The 23,836-nt window shown below is 53.6% G+C and carries 17 protein-coding genes and 1 pseudogene; 12 read left to right on the top strand and 6 right to left on the bottom strand.

What is annotated here, in order from left to right; translation table 11 throughout:
* The first annotated feature begins 14 nt into the window (after positions 1-14).
* Positions 15-368, top strand: coding sequence for a glycerol dehydratase reactivase beta/small subunit family protein (locus FDW98_RS19895; protein ID WP_096755607.1), 354 nt, complete (start codon positions 15-17; stop codon positions 366-368).
* Positions 369-899, top strand: a complete 531-nt coding sequence (locus FDW98_RS19890) for a cob(I)yrinic acid a,c-diamide adenosyltransferase (RefSeq protein ID WP_096755606.1) — start codon at positions 369-371, stop codon at positions 897-899.
* Here FDW98_RS19890 and dhaR read toward each other — a convergent pair.
* Positions 877-2,802: a dihydroxyacetone kinase operon transcriptional regulator DhaR gene (gene dhaR, locus FDW98_RS19885; protein WP_096755605.1), complete on the bottom strand. Its 1,926-nt coding sequence runs from the start codon at positions 2,800-2,802 to the stop codon at positions 877-879. The two genes, FDW98_RS19890 and dhaR, sit on opposite strands and share 23 nt — an antisense overlap.
* A 91-nt stretch (positions 2,803-2,893) precedes the next feature.
* Entirely contained in the window at positions 2,894-3,991 is a 1,098-nt protein-coding gene (locus tag FDW98_RS19880; protein ID WP_096755604.1) for a glycerol dehydrogenase, read from the bottom strand.
* 564 nt (positions 3,992-4,555) lie between these two features.
* Here FDW98_RS19880 and FDW98_RS19875 point away from each other — a divergent pair.
* Positions 4,556-6,214 carry a glycerone kinase gene (locus tag FDW98_RS19875; RefSeq protein WP_096755603.1) on the top strand — a complete coding sequence of 553 codons (1,659 nt, stop codon included), beginning with the start codon at positions 4,556-4,558 and terminating at the stop codon, positions 6,212-6,214.
* Between the two features lie 111 nt (positions 6,215-6,325).
* Here FDW98_RS19875 and cfa read toward each other — a convergent pair whose 3' ends face one another.
* A complete protein-coding gene (gene cfa / locus FDW98_RS19870) occupies positions 6,326-7,480 on the bottom strand; it encodes a cyclopropane fatty acyl phospholipid synthase (protein ID WP_096755602.1) in 1,155 nt (384 codons plus the stop codon).
* A gap of 67 nt (positions 7,481-7,547) precedes the next feature.
* Here cfa and FDW98_RS19865 point away from each other — a divergent pair.
* Positions 7,548-8,395: pseudogene (locus tag FDW98_RS19865) on the top strand (helix-turn-helix domain-containing protein).
* On the opposite strand, the gene FDW98_RS19860 reads toward FDW98_RS19865, so the two are convergent.
* Positions 8,392-9,174 carry a siderophore-interacting protein gene (locus FDW98_RS19860; RefSeq protein ID WP_096755601.1) on the bottom strand — a complete coding sequence of 261 codons (783 nt, stop codon included), beginning with the start codon at positions 9,172-9,174 and terminating at the stop codon, positions 8,392-8,394. The pseudogene FDW98_RS19865 and the gene FDW98_RS19860 overlap by 4 nt on opposite strands.
* A gap of 238 nt (positions 9,175-9,412) precedes the next feature.
* Between FDW98_RS19860 and FDW98_RS19855 the strand changes: the two genes are divergently transcribed.
* Entirely contained in the window at positions 9,413-10,033 is a 621-nt protein-coding gene (locus FDW98_RS19855; RefSeq protein WP_096755600.1) for a PadR family transcriptional regulator, read from the top strand.
* A gap of 45 nt (positions 10,034-10,078) precedes the next feature.
* Here the strand turns inward: FDW98_RS19855 and FDW98_RS19850 are convergent, their stop codons facing one another.
* Positions 10,079-11,599 carry a PAS domain-containing methyl-accepting chemotaxis protein gene (locus tag FDW98_RS19850; protein WP_096755599.1) on the bottom strand — a complete coding sequence of 507 codons (1,521 nt, stop codon included), beginning with the start codon at positions 11,597-11,599 and terminating at the stop codon, positions 10,079-10,081.
* Between the two features lie 430 nt (positions 11,600-12,029).
* Between FDW98_RS19850 and ygjG the strand changes: the two genes are divergently transcribed.
* On the top strand, positions 12,030-13,409 hold the full coding sequence (gene ygjG / locus FDW98_RS19845) for a putrescine aminotransferase (protein ID WP_167456048.1): 1,380 nt from the start codon (positions 12,030-12,032) through the stop codon (positions 13,407-13,409).
* An 89-nt stretch (positions 13,410-13,498) separates the two neighbouring features.
* Here the strand turns inward: ygjG and FDW98_RS19840 are convergent, their stop codons facing one another.
* Complete coding sequence (locus tag FDW98_RS19840; protein ID WP_096755597.1) at positions 13,499-13,831, bottom strand: tRNA-binding protein; 333 nt, start codon at positions 13,829-13,831, stop codon at positions 13,499-13,501.
* Between the two features lie 209 nt (positions 13,832-14,040).
* Here FDW98_RS19840 and ebgR point away from each other — a divergent pair, with 209 nt between their 5' ends.
* The 6 genes from ebgR (at position 14,041) to ygjK (ending at position 23,782) form a co-directional block, all read left to right on the top strand.
* Positions 14,041-15,024 carry a transcriptional regulator EbgR gene (ebgR, locus tag FDW98_RS19835; RefSeq protein WP_096755596.1) on the top strand — a complete coding sequence of 328 codons (984 nt, stop codon included), beginning with the start codon at positions 14,041-14,043 and terminating at the stop codon, positions 15,022-15,024.
* Positions 15,025-15,231: 207 nt separating this feature from the next.
* A complete protein-coding gene (gene ebgA / locus FDW98_RS19830; RefSeq protein WP_096755595.1) occupies positions 15,232-18,324 on the top strand; it encodes a beta-galactosidase subunit alpha in 3,093 nt (1,030 codons plus the stop codon).
* Positions 18,321-18,770 (top strand): beta-galactosidase subunit beta, encoded by a 450-nt coding sequence (locus FDW98_RS19825; protein WP_096755594.1) that lies wholly within the window; start codon positions 18,321-18,323, stop codon positions 18,768-18,770. The genes ebgA and FDW98_RS19825 overlap by 4 nt, the downstream gene beginning before the upstream one ends.
* A 65-nt stretch (positions 18,771-18,835) precedes the next feature.
* Positions 18,836-20,269 (top strand): amino acid permease, encoded by a 1,434-nt coding sequence (locus tag FDW98_RS19820; protein WP_096755593.1) that lies wholly within the window; start codon positions 18,836-18,838, stop codon positions 20,267-20,269.
* Positions 20,270-20,352: 83 nt separating this feature from the next.
* Positions 20,353-21,414, top strand: a complete 1,062-nt coding sequence (ygjJ, locus tag FDW98_RS19815; RefSeq protein ID WP_096755592.1) for a protein YgjJ — start codon at positions 20,353-20,355, stop codon at positions 21,412-21,414.
* A gap of 16 nt (positions 21,415-21,430) precedes the next feature.
* The gene (gene ygjK / locus FDW98_RS19810) at positions 21,431-23,782 is read left to right on the top strand and encodes an alpha-glucosidase (protein ID WP_096755591.1); all 2,352 of its coding nucleotides are present in this window, start codon (positions 21,431-21,433) and stop codon (positions 23,780-23,782) included.
* Positions 23,783-23,836: the final 54 nt, after the last annotated feature.

Raw genomic sequence — 23,836 nt, 5'->3', positions numbered from 1 at the left:
ACAAAGGGGACGCGATGCCACTTTCATCACCGAGCGTAAACCTGTTTTATCACCCATGCTGGCAGGATTCCCGCGTGCTTGATGAACTATGCTGGGGGCTGGAAGAGCAAGGCGTCCCGTGCCGGGCCATCAGCTGCGACGACAGCGGCAGCGCGCTGGCGCTCAGCAGACGGGCAGCAAAAAGCTCGGCGCTGCGCGTAGGTCTCGGCCTCAGCGTGAGCGGCGAGATTGCCTTAACGCATGCCCAGTTGCCCGAGGATCGGGCGCTGATCTGCGGGCATATCGCCGCAGGGATCGAGCAGATCCGCACGCTCGGCGCCAACGCAGGCCAACTGGTCAACGTGCTTCCCTTCAGTGAGATAACATAAATGTATCGCATCTATACCCGAACCGGCGATAAAGGCACCACCGCGCTGTTTGGCGGCAGCCGCATCGACAAAGACGACATCCGCGTTAACGCCTATGGCACGGTAGATGAACTGATTTCCCAACTGGGCGTGTGCTATGCCACAACCCACCAGACCGAGCTACGCGAGGATCTGCATACCGTCCAGAAGACGCTGTTTGTGCTGGGTGCGGAACTCGCCAGCGACGATAAAGGGATCATTCGCCTGAAGCAGACGATTAGCGATGAAGATATTCAGAGACTGGAGCGGCTGATCGACCGCAATATGGCGCACAGCGGCCCGCTGAAAGAGTTTGTCATTCCGGGGAAAAACCTCGCATCGGCACAACTACACGTAGCGCGCACGCTGGCACGTCGGCTGGAGCGTATTCTCACGGCGATGGACAGAACGCTCGCCGTGCGCGACGAACTAAAGCGGTACATCAATCGCTTGTCCGACGCGCTCTTTTCGATGGCCAGAATCGAAGAAACTACTCCAGATGTTTGCGCTTAAACTGGCTGGCGTCGATGTCGTACTGCTTCATCTTGCGCCACAGCGTGGTGCGCCCAATGTTCAGCAGCTGCGACATCTCCTGCACGCGCCCGCTGGTGACACGGGCGGCGTGGATAATCGCCTCTTTTTCGATGGCGGTAAAGGTCAGGCTGGCGGGCAGCAGCGAAGATGTCGTATCCATACCCGGTCGTTCGGCAAACAGATAATCTGGCAGGTTGCTCAGGCGAATATGGCCATTCTCGCTGCTGATGGCGATGTTCTCGATAATGCTGTTCAGCTCGAAATCATTACCCGGCCACGAATAGGCCACCAGCTGCGCCAGCGCGTCATCATCCACCTTCAGGCTGGATGAAAAGCGTTTTTTCAGGCTGTTCAGGCGAGTATAAATCAGCGCCGGAATGCTGTTACGCCGCGCGCGCAGCGGCGGAATAACGATTTCAAACGAGTGCAGCGCGTAATACAGCTGACGACTAAAGCGGTTTTGTTCCACCAGATTGGCAAGATCGACCGTGGTGGTGGCGATCACTTTCACATCCACCGGAATCAGGCGTCGGGCGTCGAGACGGGTCAGCACCCCCTGCTTGATCACCTGCAATAATGCAGACTGTAACTCCGGTGCCAAATATTCGATTTTTTCCAGAAACAGCGTACCGCCGTTCGCCAGTTCAAGGCGGCTCAGTCGGCCGTTTTCATCATCGGTTGGCGCACTGCCCATAAAATCCTGTCCCAGCACGCTGTTGGCATACAGCTGACAGTTTACGGCGATATACGGGCCGCTGGCCCGTTCACTTTCATTGTGGATCGCCTGACTGAGCAGCTCTTTACCGACGCCCTCTTCGCCGCACAGCAGGATCGGAAAACTTCCCCTCGCCGCCTGGCGACCAAAATGGATCAGCCGTCGGGTTTCCGGATCGTCCGCCGACATCTGCTCAAAAGTATGGCTTACTTTGCCCAACTGACTGGTCATCAGCTGGCGCATTTGCTCGACCGGATGCAGTAGCAGAATAAAGCTGTTGCCCTGCTCTTCCACAATCGGCTTTAAGGTGATCACCGCATCAACAAACTGGTGCTGGCTCTCAAAGGTGACTTCGACGTGATTGAGGCCACGAGCATGTTTGATTGCCCGGCGCAGCAGCATCGGCATATTCACCAGGTCATGAAGATTTTTCCCCTGACTGGCCTGCACGTCCAGATGCAACAGCATGGCGGCACGCGCATTGAGGAACTGCAGCACACCCTGTTCGTTCCATGCCATCACGCCATCATCCATGCTCTCCAGCAGCCCGTACATCTGATTCAGATGGCGATTAGATTCGGCCAACAGGCTGTCGGTCAGCAACGAATTGCCTACCTCTCTGGCAATCGCCAGCGTCAGGGAGAGATCGGAAACGGACTCATGTTCCACCAGGCAGCACAGCGAGATGGAGCCAAACAATCGCCCGTGGTTATCAAATACCGGCGTTGAGCAGAACGACCACGGATGTAGCGCTTTTTTAAAGTGCTGATCGCCTGAAGTTTTTGTTGGCTGCCCCGGCATAGTCGCCAGCGACAGTGCACAGCTACCAATAATACTCTCTGCACAGTAGCTGCCGTCGAGAAAACCCAGCTCCGCCAGCTGTTCCATCGTCTGTGGATCGCCGCAGCGGCTGAGAATACAGGCGGACTCATCGAGGATAAACAGCGCACAGGGACGACCATCCATAAACTCCCAGGCGTCTTCCAGTGCGGCCTGAGCAATCGTCACCAGCGCAGTCTTGCGGCGGCAAATCGAGGCAAACGTCAGCCCTTGCGCCTGATGCGGCGCCTGCCAGGTTTCCCGCTGCATAAACTTACTGCAACGGTGCCATGACTGGGCAATAACCGAAGAGACGTCCTTTCCAATGTTCTGAGTGTGCGCCGTCATATCCCTTTCCGCTGTTTTACCCTGGACACCCCCTCCGACAGAGACGGTCAGAGGGGAGAAAATGCCGGCGCAGAGCGTTACTGATGTCTGATTAACGCGCCAGCCACTGCTGTCCCAACAGATCTGCCGTCAGAATAGCGGCATGCACGCTTTCAGGCGTCACCGGGAACGGCATGTTGTGAATGGTTTCACCTTCTGCGCAGGTGGCTTTGGCAACAGCATGAATTTTGTCGTCAATGCCGTCTTTCACGCCCATTTGCGCCAGGGTGACCGGCAGGCCGACTTTTTGACAGAACGCCAGCACGGTTTCGATCTCTTCCATCGGGCTGTTCTGCAACACCAGCTGCGCCAGCGTACCAAACGCGACTTTTTCGCCATGGTACAAATGGTGGCACTCTTCCAGAATCGTGAAGCCGTTATGAATCGCATGCGCCCCCGCGAGGCCGCTGCTTTCAAAACCAATACCGCTAAGATAGGTGTTCGCTTCCACAATGCGCTCCAGCGCATCGGTTACGACGCCAGCCTGCGCCGCGCAGCGGGCCTTTTCGCCTTCTGCCAACAACGTATCATAACACAGGCGCGCCAGGCTCAATGCTGCCACGGTGGACTGTCCACCCGCCATGCTGGTCGCGCGGGCGTCATAACAGGCCTTCGCTTCAAACCAGGTAGAGAGCGCATCGCCCATCCCGGCAACCAACAAACGCACCGGCGCTTTGGCGATAATCGCGGTATCCATCACCACCATATCCGGATTTTTCGGGTAGATCAGATACTCTTCAAACTCACCGGCTTCGGTATAAATGACCGACAGCGCGCTGGTTGGCGCATCGGTCGAGGCGATGGTCGGGATCACCACCACCGGCAGCTTCTGGTAATAGCCAATCGCTTTGGCGGTATCCAGCGTTTTGCCGCCGCCGATCCCGACCACGCCACGGCAACCGTGTTGTTTCAGAATGGCAATCAAGCGATTAATTTCCACATGGCTGCATTCGCCGTTAAAGCGTTCCGCATGGCAGCTAATGTCGTGATTATGCAGGCCATTGAGCACTTTCTCTCCCGCCAGCTTCATCACGAAATCATCCGCGATCACAAAAAAGCTGTCCGCCAGATTTTTAGCATATTGACCAAATAAGATAGATGCATCAGGGCCCTGGAGATATTTGGCTGGAGATTGAATAACGTTTAGCATTCCTTTCATCCTCAAATAAGTACATGTTTTGACATGATGAGCCCTGGCATTGACCTGTTTAGCCTGATGCTAACGGCGAAAACAAAGCGCTACCGGAGCGATGCAATCACTGTATGGCGAGGCGAGCACAAAAAAATAATTCGTCTTTTTGTTCTGATATGAAACGGATAAAAGGAACATACGTTCCACATTGAAACAATTAACCCTAGAAAAGATAAGGTTTGCGATCCCGATCCGTTCCTTTAGCCCATATTTCTGTCACGCAAAGAGGCCCGGTTTCGCCTTTTCGTTATCTACCGCCGGAATAACCGGCAAAAAAAAGCGCTCTGTCCCGAACAACCCGCCCTGACGGCCGGTGAAAAAAGCCGCGTGGGTTCGCATTTAGCCATTTTCACTCGTCATTACGTTCCATTTAGGAACAAAAAATAGTTTTTACGTTCCGAAATGAAACTCATTTTACTTGAGTTTTTTTCCGCGCTGACTCGGCCAGAATCTCTCCATCGCCTCCGCTACCATGACCATGCATTCGGGGGTTTGTTTAATACTCAACCTGCCGGAGCCGTTATGTCTCAATTCTTTTTTAACCAGCGTACCCATCTCGTTAACGATGTCATCGACGGTACGATTATCGCCAGCCCGTGGAATAACCTGGCACGCCTGGAGAGCGATCCGGCCATCCGCATCGTGGTGCGTCGCGATCTCAACAAAGAGAACGTCGCGGTGATCTCCGGCGGTGGCTCAGGTCACGAACCCGCCCACGTTGGATTTATCGGTAAAGGCATGTTAACCGCCGCGGTTTGCGGTGACGTGTTTGCCTCCCCGAGCGTCGATGCGGTACTGACCGCCATTCAGGCGGTGACCGGTGAGGCAGGCTGCCTGCTGATCGTGAAGAACTACACCGGCGATCGCCTAAATTTTGGCCTGGCCGCCGAGAAAGCGCGTCGGCTCGGTTATAACGTCGAAATGCTGATCGTCGGCGACGACATTTCGCTACCGGATAACAAGCACCCACGCGGGATCGCTGGCACCATCCTGGTACACAAAGTTGCCGGCTATTTCGCCGAACGTGGCTACAACCTCGCTACCGTGCTGCGTGAAGCGCAGTATGCGGCGAATAACACCTTCAGCCTGGGCGTCGCACTCTCCAGCTGTCATTTGCCACAGGAGACCGACGAGGCTCCGCGTCACCATCCGGGCCATGCAGAGCTGGGCATGGGCATTCACGGCGAACCGGGTGCGTCGGTGATTGACACGCAAAACAGCGCGCAGGTGGTTAATCTGATGGTACAGAAGCTGATGGCCGCCCTGCCGGAAACCGGCCGTCTGGCAGTGATGATCAATAACCTCGGCGGCGTCTCCGTTGCCGAAATGGCCATCATTACCCGCGAACTGGCCAACAGCCCGCTGCACGCACGTATCGACTGGCTGATTGGCCCGGCCTCGCTGGTCACCGCGCTGGATATGAAAGGCTTCTCGCTGACCGCCATGGTGCTGGAAGAAAGCATCGAAAAAGCGCTGTTGACCGAAGTGGAAACCAGTAACTGGTCAACGCCCGTGCCGCCACGTGACATCACGACCGTGCCGTCATCTCAGCGCAGTGCACGCGTGGAATTTCAGCCTTCGGCTAACGAACAGGTTGCCGGGATTATTGAGCAAGTCACCACAACGCTCGCCAATCTTGAAGCACACCTCAATGCGCTGGATGCGAAAGTCGGCGACGGCGATACCGGGTCAACCTTTGCCGCAGGTGCGCGTGAAATTGCCGACCTGTTACATCACCAGCAGCTTCCGTTGGCTAACCTTGCCACGTTGTTTGCACTGATTGGCGAGCGCCTGACCGTGGTCATGGGTGGCTCCAGCGGCGTATTGATGTCAATTTTCTTTACCGCCGCCGGACAAAAGCTGGAGCAGGGTGCCGGGGTCGCCGATGCGCTGAATACGGGGCTCGCCCAGATGAAGTTCTACGGTGGTGCAGATGAAGGCGATCGTACGATGATTGATGCGCTGCAGCCCGCGCTAACATCGCTACTGGCACAACCACATAACCTACAAGCCGCCTATGATGCTGCGCTGGCAGGCGCAGAACGGACCTGCCTGTCGAGCAAAGCCAACGCCGGGCGCGCGTCGTATCTCAGCAGTGAGAGCCTGCTTGGTAATATGGACCCCGGCGCACACGCGGTGGCAATGGTGTTTAAAGCGCTGGCAGAGAGTGAGTTGGGCTAAGTTCTTCGTTCTACGGGTTATCAATGCCTGATGGCGCTACGCTTATCAGGCCTGCGGTTTGCTCGCTTTTGTAGGCCGGATAAGGCGCTTGCGCTGATATCCGGCAAAACATTAACGATAAACGCGAAGTCCGCCCTCTACGCCCCGGCTAAACAGCACCTGCCAAAGCTCAATATCTCTGGCACGGAATGCCCCAGCACACGCGCATAAATAGTAATTAAACATCCTTTTGAAGGTCGCGGAATAACGCGACGACAGCGTCGGCCATGCCTGGTTAAACCGTTCATGCCAGGCCATCAGCGTTTTATCGTAGTCGCTGCCGAAGTTATGCCAGTCCTCCATCACAAACCGCGATTCGCTGGCCTCGGCAATGTGGGAAATCGCCGGTAAACAGCCGTTTGGGAAGATATATTTATTGATCCACGGATCCACACTCATCCCTTTTTTATTGCTGCCAATGGTATGCAGCAGGAACAGTCCATCGGGTTTTAAGCAGCGGTCGGCAATACTGAAATAGGTGTCGTAGTTTTTCGGGCCCACGTGTTCAAACATCCCCACGGAGACAATACGATCATAGTGTTTATCGAGGTCGCGATAATCCTGCAGCAGAATAGTGACATCCAGCCCGTCACAGCGCTGCTGCGCCATTTTCTGCTGTTCTTTCGAGATGGTAACCCCGTCTACCGCTACGCCATAATGGCGTGCGGCATATTCAGCCAGCCCGCCCCAGCCGCAACCAATATCCAGCAAACGCATGCCCGGTTGCAATTGCAGCTTCTCGCAAATCATTTTTAATTTGGCATTCTGCGCGTCGTCTAATGTTGTCGCGTCTTTCCAGTAGCCGCAGGAATATTGCATGTGGGGATCAAGCATCAGGGCGAAAAGATCGTTACCTATATCGTAGTGTTCTTTGCCGACAATCCAGGCACGGCTGCGTGATTGCAGATTAAACAAACGCGCGCTGGCAATGCGTAAAATATCTTTCAGATTGCCCGGCATTTTTTGGTCGAGTTTTGCTTTAAGGATTTTGCAGAACAGAATATCGAGCCGCTCGCAATCCCACCAGCCTTCCATATAGCTTTCACCCAGCCCTAACGAGCCTTGTTGCAGCACCCGTTTAAAGAAACCGGCATGGTGAAGTTGAATGTCCCAGGCGCGCGAACCATTAATCTGGATATCAGCCTGCTGGAGCAGGTCTTTCCCCATTCGGGTCCAGTTATCATTTGTTTCATTGACGATGACAGCATCAGAACACAGCGAATTCATGGTATTTACCAAAGGTGGACGAATAATTCTTACGCAAGATTATTATGGAAAACAGGGTGTATGTATTATGATTTGCGGACAAGATCTATCGAACAGAAGCCACATCACCGGAAGTATCAGGTATTTTTTATGGACACCCTCAGGCAAAAACAGTGGAGTTCTTTCCCGGATGATTCAATGGCGGAACTGCCGCAGGACGTTTACTTTCGTTCTTATGTCCTTGAAGCGAATAACCATGTTCCACCGCATTCACACGCATTTACCCAGTTTCACTTCGCCCGTAAGGGCAGCATGCGCATTGATGTCGCCGGTAAATGCTGGATAATTCCCGCACATTACGGTATCTGGATCCCGAATAATATTGAGCATGCGGTATGGGCGCTGGATGACGTGTATTTAGAGAATCTGGATATTAAGCCAGACTTTCTTGAGAAGCGCATCGACGAGTGTAAAGTGGTGGCGATCAGTGATTTCGCCAGAGAGTTTATTCATTACGCCACCAACGTCATTTCGGGCCATTATGATAGCCAGTCAAAAGAAGGAAAACTGGTGAGCGTACTGGTCGATATTATTTTGCAATTACCGGAAGTCGCCTTCGTATTACCCTGGCCGCAGGATGCAGAATTAACAAAAGTGTGCCGGACAATACAGGAATCTCCCGCACGGGAACACTCGGTGGAGTACTGGGCTAATCATCTTGGCATGTCCGCCCGGACTTTCTCGCGTCATTTCAAAAAAGAAACCGGGTTACCGTTCAGCGTCTGGAAGCAAAAGATGCGTATTCTGGAATCGGTGTTAATGCTGAAGAAAAATAAAAGCGTTACCGCCGTGGCGCTCGACGTGGGGTATTCGAGCACCGCGGCGTTTAGCTACGCGTTCCGCCAGGCATTTGGCGTTCCGCCGTCAAATTATTAATCAGCCGCTTTCCGCTGATGCCAGTAGGCTGCCGCACGCACCCGCTGCGGGTCAAACGCCTCGGTTTCAAAGCGGGCGCTCAAATTTTTTACCACTTTCCCTTCGCCGGTTACCCAGATGAAATAATCGTCTGCTGGCACCGTCAGCCGAGCCAGCGCGTCATCCACCGCCTGTTCGTCATGCCCGACAAACCACTGGATAGCAAACCCATCCAGATGGGCAAGGTAGTCCTGATACGCCGCATCCTGCACGCTCACCAGCGCCGTGACGTTCGGGCGTCGCGCTAAACGACCGAGCGCTTCCAGGCGACGGCGCAATGCGGGCATTCCCGATTCATCGCACACATAAACCTGATACGCATACTCTTCCGGTACCACCAGCGAGCCGCGCGGTCCGCCAATCGTCAGTGTATCCCCTGCACGGGCATGCATCGCCCACGTACTCGCCACGCCACCGTCGTGAATATAAAAATCCAGCGCCAGTTCATGACGCGCATCATCGTATAACGGCGTGTAATCCCGGGACGCGGGGCGCACACCGTCAGCCCAGACGATGCCCTCATCGGTAACCACCGGCGGCACAAAATGGCTGCCTGGCTCAGGAAAGAAAACTTTGGCGTGGTCATCAAAGCCGCGTGAGCTGAAGCCGTCCAGCGCCTCCCCGCCCAGCACGATGCGCTGAAAACCTGCGCTGATACGCTCAACGCGCAGGACGGTAAGTTCACGGAAGCGCAGTTCATTACGAACGCGCTGGGGGTAGCGTGAGGTGTTTTTTGTCATTTTTCGCCTTCGTGAGGATAATACGATATATCTAAATTAATATTCAAATGATAATGATTGCTAATAACAAAGATTGCAAGCATTTTTTTGATACACGCCACGGCGTAAATCCCCTTCTCACCATTGATAATAATTGACATAAAAATCAATCAATTAAAACACCATTCTATCACGCACTTGCAAAATTATAACTTTTAGATATAAATTAGATATATCGAAATAACATCTGGAGACTACTATGCAAAACCACCATGACGGTTGCTGCAAACATGCAGATCACCCACACGAAAGTTGCTGCAAAGGCGAAGAACATCGCCACGAAGGCTGCAACAGTGAAGGACATCACCACGAGCACGGCTGCGGGCATCGCCATGGTCGCGGTGGCGGCGGGCGTCGTCAGCGTTTCTTCGGTCACGGCGAATTACGCCTGGTGATTCTGGATATTTTGACCCGCGATGCCAGCCACGGCTATGAGCTGATCAAAGCCATCGAAACGCTGACCCAGGGCCACTACACGCCGAGTCCAGGGGTGATTTATCCGACGCTGGATTTCTTGCAGGATCAAGAGCTGATTGTCATCAGCGAAGAGGAAGGTGGGCGTAAACAGATCACGATCACGGCGCAAGGCCAGCAGTGGCTGGAGGAAAATCGCGAGCATCTGGCGCTTATTCATGAACGCGTGAAAGCACGCTGCGTTGGCTTTGAATTACGTAAAAACCCGCAGATGAAACGCGCGCTGGAAAACTTTAAAGCCGTGCTGGATCTGCGGGTCAATCACGGTGACACCAGCGATGCACAGATCAAAAAAATCATCGGTATTATCGATCGCGCAGCGCTGGATATCGCTCAGCTGGATTAATCGGGTCATCGGGCGGAACCCGTTGTTCCGCCCGAATAGCGGTGCTTAATGCAGCACCGTCACCGCATCTTCCAGGCGCCCGGCGCGATGTTTCACCCGCACTGAAATTTGCGCGCTCTCTTCAACCAGTTCGGCATTTTTCTGCGTAATGTTGCTCAACTCATTCACCGCGCGAGTCAGGCTGGTCAGCCCGTCTGCCTGTTCCAGCGTCGAATGGCTGATTTGTGCGATCAGTTGGGTGACGTTCTGTACCTGCGCCACAATGTCGTCCATCGTGCGGCCAGCGGCGTGAACCTGGCTGGATCCGGACTGCACCTTGTCGGCACTGGCATCAATCAGCTTGCGGATGTCATTCGCCGCACTGGCGCTCCGGCTGGCAAGATGGCGTACTTCCCCCGCCACGACGGCAAACCCTTTCCCCTGCTCGCCCGCTCGCGCCGCTTCAACCGCCGCATTCAATGCCAGGATATTGGTCTGGAAAGCAATATCGTTAATCAGCGTGGTGATGGTGCCGATACGCTGGGTGCTGCTGGCGATATCGTCCATCGTTTTGATCACCGTCTCCATCGCCTCGCCTCCCTGCGTTGCCGCACTGCTGGCGGCAATCGAGAGTTTGTCAGCCGCAGATGCTGTCGCCGAGTTTTGCTTCACCGACGCCGCCATCTGGTTCATCGTCGTCACCGTTTCCTGCACGTTTTCAACCGTTTGCTGGGTGTGCTTGTTTAAATCATCGCTACCTTTTGCCAGCGTATCGCTGTCGTTACGCACGCAGGAAACCTGGCTTGAAACGTCGTGAATAAGCCAGCGGCACATTAATCCCAGTTGCCCCACAGCCCGCAGCATCAGGCCCAACTCATCGCTGCGGTTCAGGTGCGTCACGCTGTTGCGCTCGCCGGTCGCCACTTTCAGCGCCTGGCGGGCGACATTTTCTATCGGGCGTACAATTTGCCATTCGAAAATCGCCGTACCCGCCAGCATCACCAGCGCACTCACCAGCAGCAGCGGCCACGCCGCGCCCATTTGCTGCAACGCTGCCGCCAGCACGGCAAACATCAGTGTCATCACGCTGCGCACCCGCCAGCGAACCGGCAGCGCCGGCAGCTTTCCCAGCCAACTTTTACGCACCACGAGTCCCTTATGGATGCGTTTGTTGCAACGTCCTTCATTTAGCGCCTGATACAACGGCTCGACCGCCGCAATCTCCTCCTGCGTCGCCCGGGTTCGAATCGACATATACCCGGTCATTCGCCCTTCACGTACCATCGGCACCGCATTGGCTCGCACCCAGTAGTGATCGCCGTTTTTACAGCGATTTTTTACAATGCCGCTCCATGGCTCCCCCTGTTGCAGCGTGTACCACATATCAGCAAATGCCGCCTTGGGCATGTCCGGGTGACGAACCTGATTATGCGGCTTGCCGAGCAGCTCGCTCAGCTGATAGCCGCTAACCTGGACAAACGTGTCATTCGCATGAGTGATGTAGCTTTGTAAATCGGTAGTCGACATGAGGGTAATATCATCATCCAGCGGAGTATGCTGCTGACTAACGTAGGGATCAGAAGACATGGTTGCGTCCTATGCAGGTTATCTGGTTGTTAACTTTTTCGGCATATGTTATTTCGGCGATAATTTTTTTATCTTTAGTTGTTAAATTTGATTTAGATCGCAATTTGCGATTAAACCTCAGAATTTGTATGTTTTCTAATTCATTGATTTAAAATACTTTCATCTTGTAACTATTCAATCAGGCTTCACTCTGCGCACCGTCACAGTGCAACTTCTGCCTGTTTTTGGCGCAGAAGATCGCGTATCTCACCTGTTTTCAGAGAGTCAACCTGGGCAAAATACCGCCAAATGTTAACTTTTGACATTAAATGTTTCACAAATGAAATGTGTCCTGGTGTTTATCCCGATTTTCGTTAAGCGCGCCGGGATGGCGTAATCCCTGCAATACTTAATTCAGTATCATGTGATACGCGAACTCCGGGAGCATATTTTGAACAGGTTACCTTCCAGCGCATCGGCCCTGGCCTGCAGCGCACACGCACTGAACCTCATCGAAAAGCGAACGCTTGATCATGAGGAAATGAAAGCACTTAACCGAGAGGTCATTGAATACTTCAAAGAGCATGTCAATCCGGGGTTCTTAGAGTATCGAAAATCTGTAACTGCCGGCGGGGATTACGGAGCCGTAGAGTGGCAAGCGGGAAGCCTGAATACGCTTGTCGACACCCAGGGACAGGAATTTGTTGACTGCCTGGGCGGTTTTGGAATTTTCAACGTGGGGCACCGTAATCCAGTAGTGGTCTCCGCCGTACAGAATCAACTCGCTAAACAACCTCTGCACAGCCAGGAATTACTTGACCCCTTGCGGGCTATGTTGGCGAAAACGCTCGCCGCACTGGCGCCCGGCAAGCTGAAATACAGCTTCTTTTGCAACAGCGGAACCGAGTCGGTTGAAGCGGCGCTGAAGCTGGCGAAAGCCTATCAATCGCCACGCGGCAAATTTACGTTTATTGCCACCAGCGGCGCGTTCCACGGTAAATCGCTGGGCGCACTGTCCGCGACGGCCAAATCCACGTTCCGTAAACCGTTTATGCCATTGCTGCCGGGCTTCCGTCATGTTCCGTTTGGTGACATTGACGCGATGCGTACCGTGCTCAGCGAGTGTAAAAAGACCGGTGACGATGTCGCTGCCGTGATCCTCGAGCCGATTCAGGGTGAAGGTGGCGTGATCCTGCCACCGCAGGGATACCTGACCGCCGTGCGCAAACTGTGCGACGAGTTTGGCGCGCTGATGATCCTTGATGAAGTGCAAACTGGCATGGGTCGTACTGGCAAGATGTTCGCCTGCGAGCACGAAAACGTGCAGCCCGACATTATGTGTCTGGCGAAAGCGCTAGGCGGCGGCGTAATGCCTATCGGTGCGACCATCGCTACCGAAGAGGTGTTCTCCGTGCTGTTCGATAACCCATTCCTGCACACCACCACCTTTGGCGGCAACCCGCTTTCCTGTGCGGCGGCACTCGCAACCATCAATGTCCTGCTGGAGCAGAATTTACCGGCTCAAGCAGAACAAAAAGGCGATATGTTGCTGGACGGCTTCCGACATCTGGCGCGGGAATACCCGGATCTGGTGCAGGACGTACGCGGTAAAGGCATGCTGATGGCGATCGAATTTGTTGATAATGAGATCGGCTACAACTTTGCCAGCGAGATGTTCCGCCAGCGGGTGTTGGTCGCCGGAACGCTGAACAACGCGAAGACGATCCGCATCGAACCGCCGCTCACGTTAACCATCGAACAATGTGAGTTGGTATTACGCTCAACGCGTAAAGCGCTGGCCGCGTTACGCGTCAGCGTGGAGCAAGTGTGACAGACGCCGGATGGCGCTGCACTTTTCCGGCCTACGGGATCACATGTAGGCCGGATAGGGCGTAGCCGCCATCCGGCAGCATCACACGCTTACACAATCCGCACGCCTGCGGGCATCACGCGCTCTGGCGTCAACAGCACGCTTTCACTGCCATCGTCCGTTTCCGCACACAACAGCATGCATTCTGACGTTTCGCCGCGCATTTTCGCTTTTTGCAGATTACACAGCACCACCACCGTTTTCCCCATCAGCTCATCTTCGCGGTAGTAAGGCACCAGGCTGGTCACGGTTTGCAGCGTTCGTTCGCCGACATCGACCTGAACGATGTAGAGTTTATCGGCATTGTCATGACGCTTTACCTGGGTAATTTTTCCCACGCGAATTTCCATTCGGGCGAAATCCGTAAATGCGATCGTGTCCATTCTTTTCTCCTTTGGTAAAATTTTACTAAACATTAGCAAAAAACCGTCCTGACATTGTTCTCAAAAGCCGTAAAATGATGCGCCCATCACACTCTGAAAGTGGGGTTTTACCGTGAATATGTCAATTAGAGGTACTTTTTTTACTGAAAACAGGTGAATAGATAAGCACTTCATTTACAATGCGGGGGTAACTCAGGGAAAAGGTAAACATGGCAACACTTAAAGACATCGCAATCGAAGCTCGTGTATCCCTGGCGACAGTGTCCCGGGTGTTAAATGATGACCCGACGCTAAATGTAAAAGAAGAAACCAAGCGTCGCATTCTGGAGATCGCGGAAAAGCTGGAGTACAAAACCAGCAGCGCGCGTAAACACCAGACCAGTACGGTCGGCCCCCAGCATATTCTGGCGCTCTACAGCTACCAGCAGGATTTGGAAATCAACGATCCTTACTATCTCGCCATACGACACGGGATTGAAACGCAATGTGAAAAGCTGGGGATCGAACTAACCAACTGCTATGAACACAGCGGGTTGCCCGACCATAAAAACATAACCGGCATTCTCATCGTCGGTAAGCCATCTCCTGCCCAGCGCGCTGCAGCAACCGCGCTGACCGACAACATCTGCTTTATCGACTTTCATGAACCCGGTAGCGACTATGATGCCGTCGATATCGATCTGACCCGCATCAGCAAAGAGAGTATCGATTTTTTCATCGCCCAGGGCGTGACCCGCATTGGCTTCATCGGCGGTGAAGACGAGCCGGGCAAAGCGGATATCCGCGAGGCCGCGTTTGTCGAATACGGTCGCCTGCAGCAGGTGGTCTCGGAACACGATATCTATCGTGGCGGATTCTCCAGCTCGTCAGGTTATGAGTTGGCGAAAAAAATGCTGGCCAAAGAAGATTATCCCAGCGCCCTGTTTGTCGCCTCAGACTCAATCGCCATTGGCGTTCTGCGCGCAATTCACGAACGTGGCCTGGCGATTCCACAGGATATTTCGCTGATTAGCGTCAATGACATTCCGACGGCACGATTCACCTTCCCTCCGCTGTCCACCGTGCGCATCCATTCAGAAATGATGGGCAGTCAGGGCGTTAACCTGCTGTTTGAAAAAGCCCGTGACGGACGTGCGCTGCCGCTGCTGGTTTTCGTGCCCAGCAAGCTGAAACTGCGCGGCACCACCCGCTAACCTCCCTTTTTTCGCGCCCGGTTTCTTCTGATACCGGGCATGCTTTGTCATGCTTTGTTTTTCTCTGCACGGGTTATTTTCGTGATCAAGTTAAAGTAAATCATCTTACCCGCTATATTTTAGTAAAACTTTTACTAAAATCACCTGCAATGACACTTACTCACCATCACTTTGAATGGTTCCGATTTCTCTCCACCGGGAGGCCTTATGAATCGCTGGGAAAACATTCAGCTCACCCACGAAAATCGACTGGCGCCACGCGCATACTTTTTCTCTTATGACTCGGTTGCGCAGGCTCGCTCGTTTGCCCGTGAAACCAGCAGCCTTTTTCAACTGCTAAGCGGTCAGTGGAATTTTCAGTTCTTTGAGCATCCGCTGCAGGTGCCAGAAGCCTTTACGTCGCAGTATATGCACGACTGGGGCAGCATCACCGTCCCCGGCATGTGGCAGATGGAAGGACACGGCAAGCTGCAATATACCGACGAAGGCTTCCCGTTCCCGATTGATGTGCCCTACGTCCCAACCGATAACCCGACCGGTGCATATCAGCGGATGTTTACCCTCAGCGAAGGCTGGCAGGGAAAACAAACGCTGATTAAGTTCGACGGCGTTGAAACCTACTTCGAAGTGTACGTCAACGGCCAGTACGTGGGCTTCAGCAAGGGCAGCCGTCTGACGGCCGAATTTGATATCAGCGCAATGGTGCACACCGGTGACAACCTGCTGTGTGTGCGCGTGATGCAGTGGGCAGACTCTACCTACGTCGAAGACCAGGATATGTGGTGGTCCGCAGGGATCTTCCGCGACGTCTATCTGGTGGGCAAGCAGGCGACCCATATTCAGGATTTTACCGTTCGTACCGAGTTCGATGATAACTACCGTGATGCCACTCTCTCCTGCGACATTGTGCTGGAAAACCTTGCCGATTCACCGGCACAGACCTCACTGGAATACACCTTATTTGACGGCGAGCGGGTGCTGCACAGCGGTGTTATCAGTCATCTGACTCTCGATAAGCTCACCCGTACTGCCTTTGATTTCGAGGTTAGTGCGCCACAGCAGTGGTCGGCTGAGTCGCCGTATCTTTATCATTTAGTGATGACGTTAAAAGATGCCAGCGGCAATATTATTGAGGTGGTTCCGCAGCGCGTCGGATTCCGCGACATTACGATCCGCGACGGGCTGTTTTACATCAACAACCACTACGTAATGCTGCACGGTGTTAACCGCCACGATAACGATCATCTGAAAGGCCGCGCGGTCGGAATGGATCGGGTCGAAAAAGATCTGCTGCTGATGAAGCAGCACAACATTAATTCGGTGCGTACCGCGCATTACCCGAACGATCCGCGCTTCTATGAGCTGTGCGATATCTACGGCCTGTTTGTGATGGCCGAGACCGACGTCGAATCCCACGGCTTCGCCAACGTCGGCGATATCAGTCGCATCACCGACGATCCGACCTGGGAACCGGTATACGTTGAGCGCATCGTGCGCCACATCCACGCACAGAAAAACCATCCGTCGATCGTCATCTGGTCACTGGGCAACGAATCCGGGTACGGCTGTAATATTCGTGCCATGTACCACGCTGCGAAAGCGCTGGATAACACGCGTCTGGTGCATTACGAAGAAGATCGCGACGCCGAAGTGGTGGACATTATTTCCACCATGTATACCCGCGTGCCGCTGATGAATGAGTTTGGTGAATATCCGCATCCGAAACCACGCATCATCTGCGAATACGCCCACGCCATGGGTAACGGCCCCGGCGGGCTGACGGAATATCAAAACGTCTTTTACCAGCACGATTGCATTCAAGGACACTATGTCTGGGAATGGTGCGACCATGGCATTCAGGCAAAAGATGATAACGGCAACGTCTGGTATAAATTTGGCGGTGACTACGGCGACTACCCGAATAACTACAACTTCTGCCTCGACGGCCTGATTTACCCCGATCAAACACCGGGACCGGGTCTGAAAGAGTATAAGCAGGTGATCGCCCCAGTGAAGGTCTACGCGAAGGACCTGACGCGCGGTGAACTGCGTGTCGCAAATAAGCTGTGGTTCACCACGCTTGACGACTACACCCTGCAAATTGAAGTGCGGGCCGAAGGAGAAACGCTCTCCACGCAGCGGATTAAACTTCACGACGTGGCCCCTAACAGCGACGCACTGCTGCACTGCACGCTGCCGACGCTGGATGAGAGGGAAGCCTTTCTCAATGTCATCGTCAGCAAAGACTCCCGCACGTCCTACAGCGACGCCGGGCACCATATTGCCACTTACCAGTTCCCGCTAAAGGCCAGAACCGCTACGCCAGTGCCGTTTAGTCAGCAAAACGCCAGCGCCCTGACGCTGGAAGACGATCGCCTGCGCTGCACCGTTCGCGGCTATAACTTCGCGATAACCTTCTCAAAGCTGAACGGGAAGCCCATCAGCTGGAACGTGAATGGCGAAGAGCTCATTACCCGCGAGCCGAAGATTAATTTCTTCAAGCCGACGATTGATAACCACAAACAGGAGTTCGAAGGTCTATGGCAGCCAAATCATTTACAGATTATGCAGGAGCATCTGCGGGATTTTGCCCTCGAACACACTGACGATGCGGTGGTGATTACCAGCCAGACGATCATCGCCCCGCCGGTATTTGATTTCGGTATGCGTTGCACCTACCGCTGGCGAGTAACGGTCGACGGTCAACTGAATGTTGAGCTTTCCGGTCAGCCTTACGGCGAGTATCCGCACATTATTCCGTGCATTGGCTTCACCATGGGCATCAACGGTGATTTGGGGCAAGTCGCGTATTACGGACGTGGTCCGGGTGAGAATTACGCCGACAGCCAGCAGGCCAACATTATCGATATCTGGCGTTCGACCGTGGATGCGATGTTCGAGAACTACCCGTTCCCCCAAAACAACGGCAATCGCCAGGATGTGCGCTGGGCAGCGCTGACCAACCGCCATGGCAACGGTCTGCTGGTCGTCCCGCAACGTCCTGTCAATTTAAGTGCCTGGCGCTATACGCCCGAAAATCTCTTTGCCGCACAGCACTGCAATGAACTCCAGCGCAGCGATGACATCACTCTGAATCTGGACCATCAGCTACTGGGCCTGGGTTCCAACTCTTGGGGAAGCGAGGTGCTCGACTCCTGGCGCGTCTGGTTCCGCAAGTTCAACTACAGCTTTACGTTGCTGCCCATTTCCGGCACCGAGGCCACCGTTCAGACCACTGCTAATCGCGCCTTTGGCACGGAGTTCTTTTCCACGAATTTGCACAGCGAGAATACAAAATGAGGATCATCGATAACTTAGAGCAGTTCCGACAACTCTACGCTTCAGGTCGGAAGTGGCAGCGCTGCGTTGAGGCGATTGAAAATATCGAGAACATTCAGCCCGGCGTCGCACATTCCATCGGTGATTCGCTCACTTACCGCGTGGAGATCGATTCCGCTACCGATGCGCTGTTTACCGGTCATCGCCGTTACTTTGAGGTGCATTACTACCTGCAAGGGCAGCAAAAAATTGAGTATGCCGCCAAAGAGGATTTACAGGTGGTTGAATACTATCGCGATGAAACCGATCGCGAATACCTGAAGGGATGCGGAAAAACGGTAGAAGTACACGAAGGGCAGCTGGTTATTTGCGACAACCACGAAGCCTACCGCTTTATCTGTAATAGCGCGGTGAAGAAAGTCGTACTCAAAGTCACCATCGAAGATGGTTATTTTCATAATAAATAAAAAGACAGGCGGCACAGAAGTTGTGCCGCCAGTACCCTACAATAATCAGGAATCGGAGATGTGCTATGTCTGATACCAAGCGTAATACCATCGGCAAGTTCGGCTTACTGTCGCTGACCTTTGCCGCCGTTTATAGTTTTAACAACGTAATCAATAATAATATTGAGCTTGGTCTGGCATCTGCACCGATGTTTTTCCTCGCCACGATTTTCTACTTTATTCCGTTCTGCTTAATCATTGCCGAATTTGTTTCGCTGAACAAAAATTCCGAAGCCGGTGTTTACGCATGGGTAAAAAGCTCACTGGGCGGGCGCTGGGCATTTATTACCGCCTACACCTACTGGTTCGTTAACCTGTTCTTTTTTACCTCGTTACTTCCGCGCGTAATCGCTTATGCCTCCTATGCATTTTTAGGCTACGAATACATTTTGACGCCGTTCGCTACCACCGTGTTAAGTATGGTGCTGTTTGCCTTCTCAACCTGGGTTTCGACCAACGGCGCAAAAATGCTCGGGCCGATTACCTCCGTCACTTCCACGCTGATGCTGCTGCTGACGCTATCTTATATTTTACTGGCGGGGACTGCGTTGGTTGGCGGCGTACAGCCTGCCGATCCCATCACCGTGGATGCCATGATCCCGAATTTTAACTGGGCCTTCCTCGGTATTACGACCTGGATTTTTATGGCGGCAGGCGGCGCGGAGTCCGTGGCGGTGTACGTCAACGACGTGAAGGGTGGCTCAAAATCATTTGTGAAAGTGATTATTATCGCCGGGATTTTTATCGGTGTGCTTTACTCAATCTCCTCAGTGCTGATCAACGTTTTTGTCAGCAGCAAAGAGCTGAAGTTTACCGGTGGCTCGGTGCAGGTATTCCACGGTCTGGCCGCATACTTCGGCTTACCTGAATTGGTGGTTAACCGCTTTGTCGGTCTGGTGTCCTTTACCGCAATGTTCGGGTCACTGCTGATGTGGACCGCAACGCCGGTTAAAATTTTCTTCTCCGAAATCCCGGAAGGTATTTTTGGCAAGAAAACCGTAGAACTGAATGAAAACGGCGTTCCGGCTCGCGCAGCCTGGATCCAGTTTTTGATCGTGATCCCGCTGATGATTATCCCAACGCTCGGTTCGAATACCGTGCAGGATTTAATGAATACCATCATTAACATGACCGCTGCGGCATCCATGCTGCCTCCGCTGTTTATTATGCTGGCCTATTTGAATCTGCGCGCCAAGCTGGACCACTTACCGCGCGACTTCCGCATGGGATCGCAAAAAACCGGGATTATCGTGGTATCGATGCTGATTGCCCTGTTCACCATTGGATTTATCGCTTCAACGTTCCCAACCGGCGGCAACATTATCACCATTATTTTCTATAACGTCGGCGGTATTGTTATTTTCCTCGGTTTTGCCTGGTGGAAATACAGTAAATACATCAAAGGACTAACCAAAGAAGAAAAAGCCATTGAAGCCGCACCAGCTTCAGACAGTCATTAATTCATAAAACATAATAACAATAAACAATATTCGCCAAGGCTATAACAATAAAAACATTATTTTATTTTGCTTAGGATAGAAGCATGAAAATCAATAGCCATTGTTGCAGGGCATTTATTGCCCTGCCCTTTTTCTGTGTCTCCTCTCTGGGTGCAGAAGAAGTGCGACCGGCAGAACACGACGACACAAAAACGCCCGCAATATCCTCTCCCTCATTTCGTTTTTATGGCGAACTGGGAATGGGGGGATATATGGATCTAGAGGGACAGGATAAACATAAATACAGTGACGGAACCTATATCGAAGGGGGCCTGGAAATTAAACACGGCTCGTGGTTTGGTCTGATCTATGGCGAAGGCTGGACCGTACAGGCGGATCACCAGGGAAACGCCTGGGTGCCCGATCATAGCTGGGGCGGGTTTGAAGGTGGAATTAACCGATTTTACGGCGGTTACCGCACCGATGACGGCACGGAGCTAATGCTCAGCCTGCGCCAGGACTCATCGCTCGATGACCTGCAATGGTGGGGAGACTTCACGCCGGATCTGGGCTACGTCATCCCCAACACGCGCGACATCATGACCGCCATTAAGGTGCAAAACCTGACCGGCCCGCTGCGTTATAGCGTGACCGCCACGCCTGCCGGGCATCATGATGAAAGCAAGGCCTGGCTGCACTTCGGCAAATACGATCGCTACGACGATAAGTATACCTATCCGGCCATGATGAATGGCTACATCCAGTACGACCTGACCGAAGGCGTAACCTGGATGAACGGTCTGGAGATCACCGACGGCACCGGACAACTGTTCCTGACCGGCCTTCTCTCACCTAACTTTGCTGCGCGCGCCTGGCATCACACCGGACGCGCCGACGGCCTGGATGAATGGGGTACAGAGACCGGCTATATGGTCAGTGCCATGTATGAAGCGCTCAAAGGCGTCTACCTCTCCACCGCCTACAGCTATGCCAAACATCGGCCAGACAACGCCGAGGATGAAACCACCTCTTTTATGCAGTTCGGTATCTGGTATGAATACGGCAGCGGTCGTTTCGCCACCGCCCTCGACAGCCGGTTCTATATGCAAAATGCATCTGGCGACCCGAGCGACCAGATCTTCCTGATGCAATATTTCTATTGGTAACAAGGACCGGAATACCATGAACATGACACCTATTCTTACGCCGCTGGCGTGTGGGCTGCTGATGAGTTTTTCCTCACTGGCAGCTAACGTAGACAGCGTTAAAAACGTCATCAATCGCACCGGCGCGCCAGGTTATATGCACGACTACGATTATGACGACCATCAGCGTTTTAATCCCTTTTTCGACCTCGGCGCATGGCACGGACACCTGTTGCCGGATGGCCCTGCAACAATGGGCGGCTTCCCTGGCGTGGCGCTGCTGACGGAAGAGTACATCAACTTTATGGCCACAAATTTTGACCGGCTGACGGTGTACCAGAACGGTAAAAAGGTCGATTTCACTCTCGAGGCTTACAGCCTGCCCGGCGCACTGGTACAGAAACTGTCATCCACAGCGGTGCAGGTCGAGATGACGCTGCGCTTTGCCAGTTCACATACCTCACTACTGGAAACCAAAATCACCAGCAATACGCCGCTGGATCTGGTGTGGGACGGAGAGTTACTGGAAAAGCTGGAAGCGAAAGAGGGAAAACCCCTCTCCGATAAAACCATTGATGGCGAGTATCCGGACTACCAGCGAAAAATCATCGCTACGCGCGACGGCCTGAAGGTCACCTTCGGTAAAGTGCGATCAACCTGGGATCTGCTGACCTCCGGCGAGTCGGAGTATCAGGTACACAAATCACTTGCCATGAACACCACTGTTGATGGCCACCGATTTACCAGTAAAGCGCATATCAATGGCTCTACCACGCTTTACACCACCTATTCGCATCTGTTGACCGCGCAGGAGGTCAGCAAAGAACAGGCGCAGATCCGCGATATTCTGGCGCGCCCGTCTTCCTACATGCTCGCCTCACAGCAGCACTGGGAAGCCTATCTCAAAAAAGGTTTAAACAACCCGGATGCCACCCCAGAACAAACCCGCGTGGCGGTGAAAGCGATTGAAACGCTGAACGGTAACTGGCGCTCACCGGGCGGCGCGGTGAAACGCAATACCGTGACGCCGTCGGTGACGGCCCGCTGGTTCTCTGGCAACCAGACCTATGCCTGGGATTCATGGAAGATTGCCTTTGCCATGGTGCACTTCAACCCAGAGATCGCGAAAGATAGCATTCGCGCGCTCTTTGACTGGCAAATCCAGCCCACCGATCCGGTGCGCCCACAGGATGCGGGTATGATCCTCGATTTGGTCACGTGGAACCCCATCCCGGAACGCGGCGGCGATGGCGGTAACTGGAACGAGCGCAACACCAAGCCCAGCCTGGCGGCATGGTCGGTGATGGAAGTCTATAACGTCACCAAGGATAAAGCCTGGCTCGAAGAGATGTATCCGAAACTGGTGGCATACCATGACTGGTGGCTGCGTAACCGCGATCACAACGGTAACGGCGTTCCTGAGTACGGCGCGACCCGCGATAAAGCCCATAACACCGACAGCGGCGACATGCTGTTTACAGTGAAAAAGGGCGACAAAGAGGAGACCCTCTCTGGGCTAAAAAACTATGCCGCCGTCATCAGCAAAGGCCAGTATGACAGCCTGACCATCCCCGCGCAGGAAGCCGCCGGATGGGAGTCCGGACGTGACGATGCCGCGGTGTTTGGCTTTATCGACAAAGACCAGCTGGATAAATATGTCGCTAACGGCGGCAAACGCGGCGACTGGGTGGTGAAATTTGCCGAGAACCGCAGTAACGACGGGAAATTACTCGGGTATTCGCTGCTGCAGGAGTCGGTCGATCAGGCGAGCTACATGTATAGCGATAACCATTATCTGGCCGAAATGGCGACCCTACTCGGTAAAACGCAGGACGCAAAACGCTATCAGGCGCTGGCGGCGAAACTGGCAGATTACATCAATACCTGTATGTTCGATGCCAAAACGCAGTTCTTCTACGACGTGCGCATTGAGGATAAGCCGCTGGCAAACGGCTGTGCCGGAAAACCAATTGTCGAACGTGGCAAAGGTCCCGAAGGCTGGTCACCGCTGTTTAACGGCGCATCCACTCAGCCTCATGCTGACGCGGTGGTGAAAGTAATGCTCGACCCGAAAGAGTTCAACACCTTTGTGCCGCTGGGCACCGCCGCACTCACCAATCCGGCTTTCGGCCCGGATATTTACTGGCGCGGGCGCGTGTGGGTGGATCAGTTCTGGTTTGGCTTAAAAGGGATGGCGCGCTATGGCTACCGTGATGACGCCCTGAAAATGGCAGATACGTTCTTCAAACATGCGAAAGGACTCACCGCAGACGGCCCGATTCAGGAAAACTATAACCCGCTGAGCGGCGCGCAGCAGGGGGCACCTAACTTCTCGTGGAGCGCAGCGCATCTGTACATGTTGTATAGCGACTTTCTTAAAAAACAGTAAGCTGTGACCTGTTGCCGGATGGCGCTACGCTTATCCGGCCTACAAAGACACATT

Source organism: Citrobacter sp. wls711, assembly GCF_005281055.1.
GTDB classification, from domain to species: domain Bacteria; phylum Pseudomonadota; class Gammaproteobacteria; order Enterobacterales; family Enterobacteriaceae; genus Citrobacter; species Citrobacter gillenii.
The sequence above is the reverse complement of the archived record's forward strand: the minus strand, read 5'-3'. Positions and strand labels throughout refer to the sequence as shown.

Coding starts and splice junctions, on each gene's coding strand:
- ygjK (WP_096755591.1), top strand. CDS start 21,431: ATGAACATGACACCTATTCTTACGCCGCTGGCGTGTGGGCTGCTGATG.
- ebgA (WP_096755595.1), top strand. CDS start 15,232: ATGAATCGCTGGGAAAACATTCAGCTCACCCACGAAAATCGACTGGCG.
- FDW98_RS19840 (WP_096755597.1), bottom strand. CDS start 13,831: ATGGACACGATCGCATTTACGGATTTCGCCCGAATGGAAATTCGCGTG.
- FDW98_RS19875 (WP_096755603.1), top strand. CDS start 4,556: ATGTCTCAATTCTTTTTTAACCAGCGTACCCATCTCGTTAACGATGTC.
- cfa (WP_096755602.1), bottom strand. CDS start 7,480: ATGAATTCGCTGTGTTCTGATGCTGTCATCGTCAATGAAACAAATGAT.
- FDW98_RS19825 (WP_096755594.1), top strand. CDS start 18,321: ATGAGGATCATCGATAACTTAGAGCAGTTCCGACAACTCTACGCTTCA.
- ebgR (WP_096755596.1), top strand. CDS start 14,041: ATGGCAACACTTAAAGACATCGCAATCGAAGCTCGTGTATCCCTGGCG.
- ygjJ (WP_096755592.1), top strand. CDS start 20,353: ATGAAAATCAATAGCCATTGTTGCAGGGCATTTATTGCCCTGCCCTTT.
- FDW98_RS19880 (WP_096755604.1), bottom strand. CDS start 3,991: ATGCTAAACGTTATTCAATCTCCAGCCAAATATCTCCAGGGCCCTGAT.
- FDW98_RS19890 (WP_096755606.1), top strand. CDS start 369: ATGTATCGCATCTATACCCGAACCGGCGATAAAGGCACCACCGCGCTG.
- dhaR (WP_096755605.1), bottom strand. CDS start 2,802: ATGACGGCGCACACTCAGAACATTGGAAAGGACGTCTCTTCGGTTATT.
- FDW98_RS19855 (WP_096755600.1), top strand. CDS start 9,413: ATGCAAAACCACCATGACGGTTGCTGCAAACATGCAGATCACCCACAC.
- FDW98_RS19850 (WP_096755599.1), bottom strand. CDS start 11,599: ATGTCTTCTGATCCCTACGTTAGTCAGCAGCATACTCCGCTGGATGAT.
- FDW98_RS19895 (WP_096755607.1), top strand. CDS start 15: ATGCCACTTTCATCACCGAGCGTAAACCTGTTTTATCACCCATGCTGG.
- FDW98_RS19820 (WP_096755593.1), top strand. CDS start 18,836: ATGTCTGATACCAAGCGTAATACCATCGGCAAGTTCGGCTTACTGTCG.
- FDW98_RS19860 (WP_096755601.1), bottom strand. CDS start 9,174: ATGACAAAAAACACCTCACGCTACCCCCAGCGCGTTCGTAATGAACTG.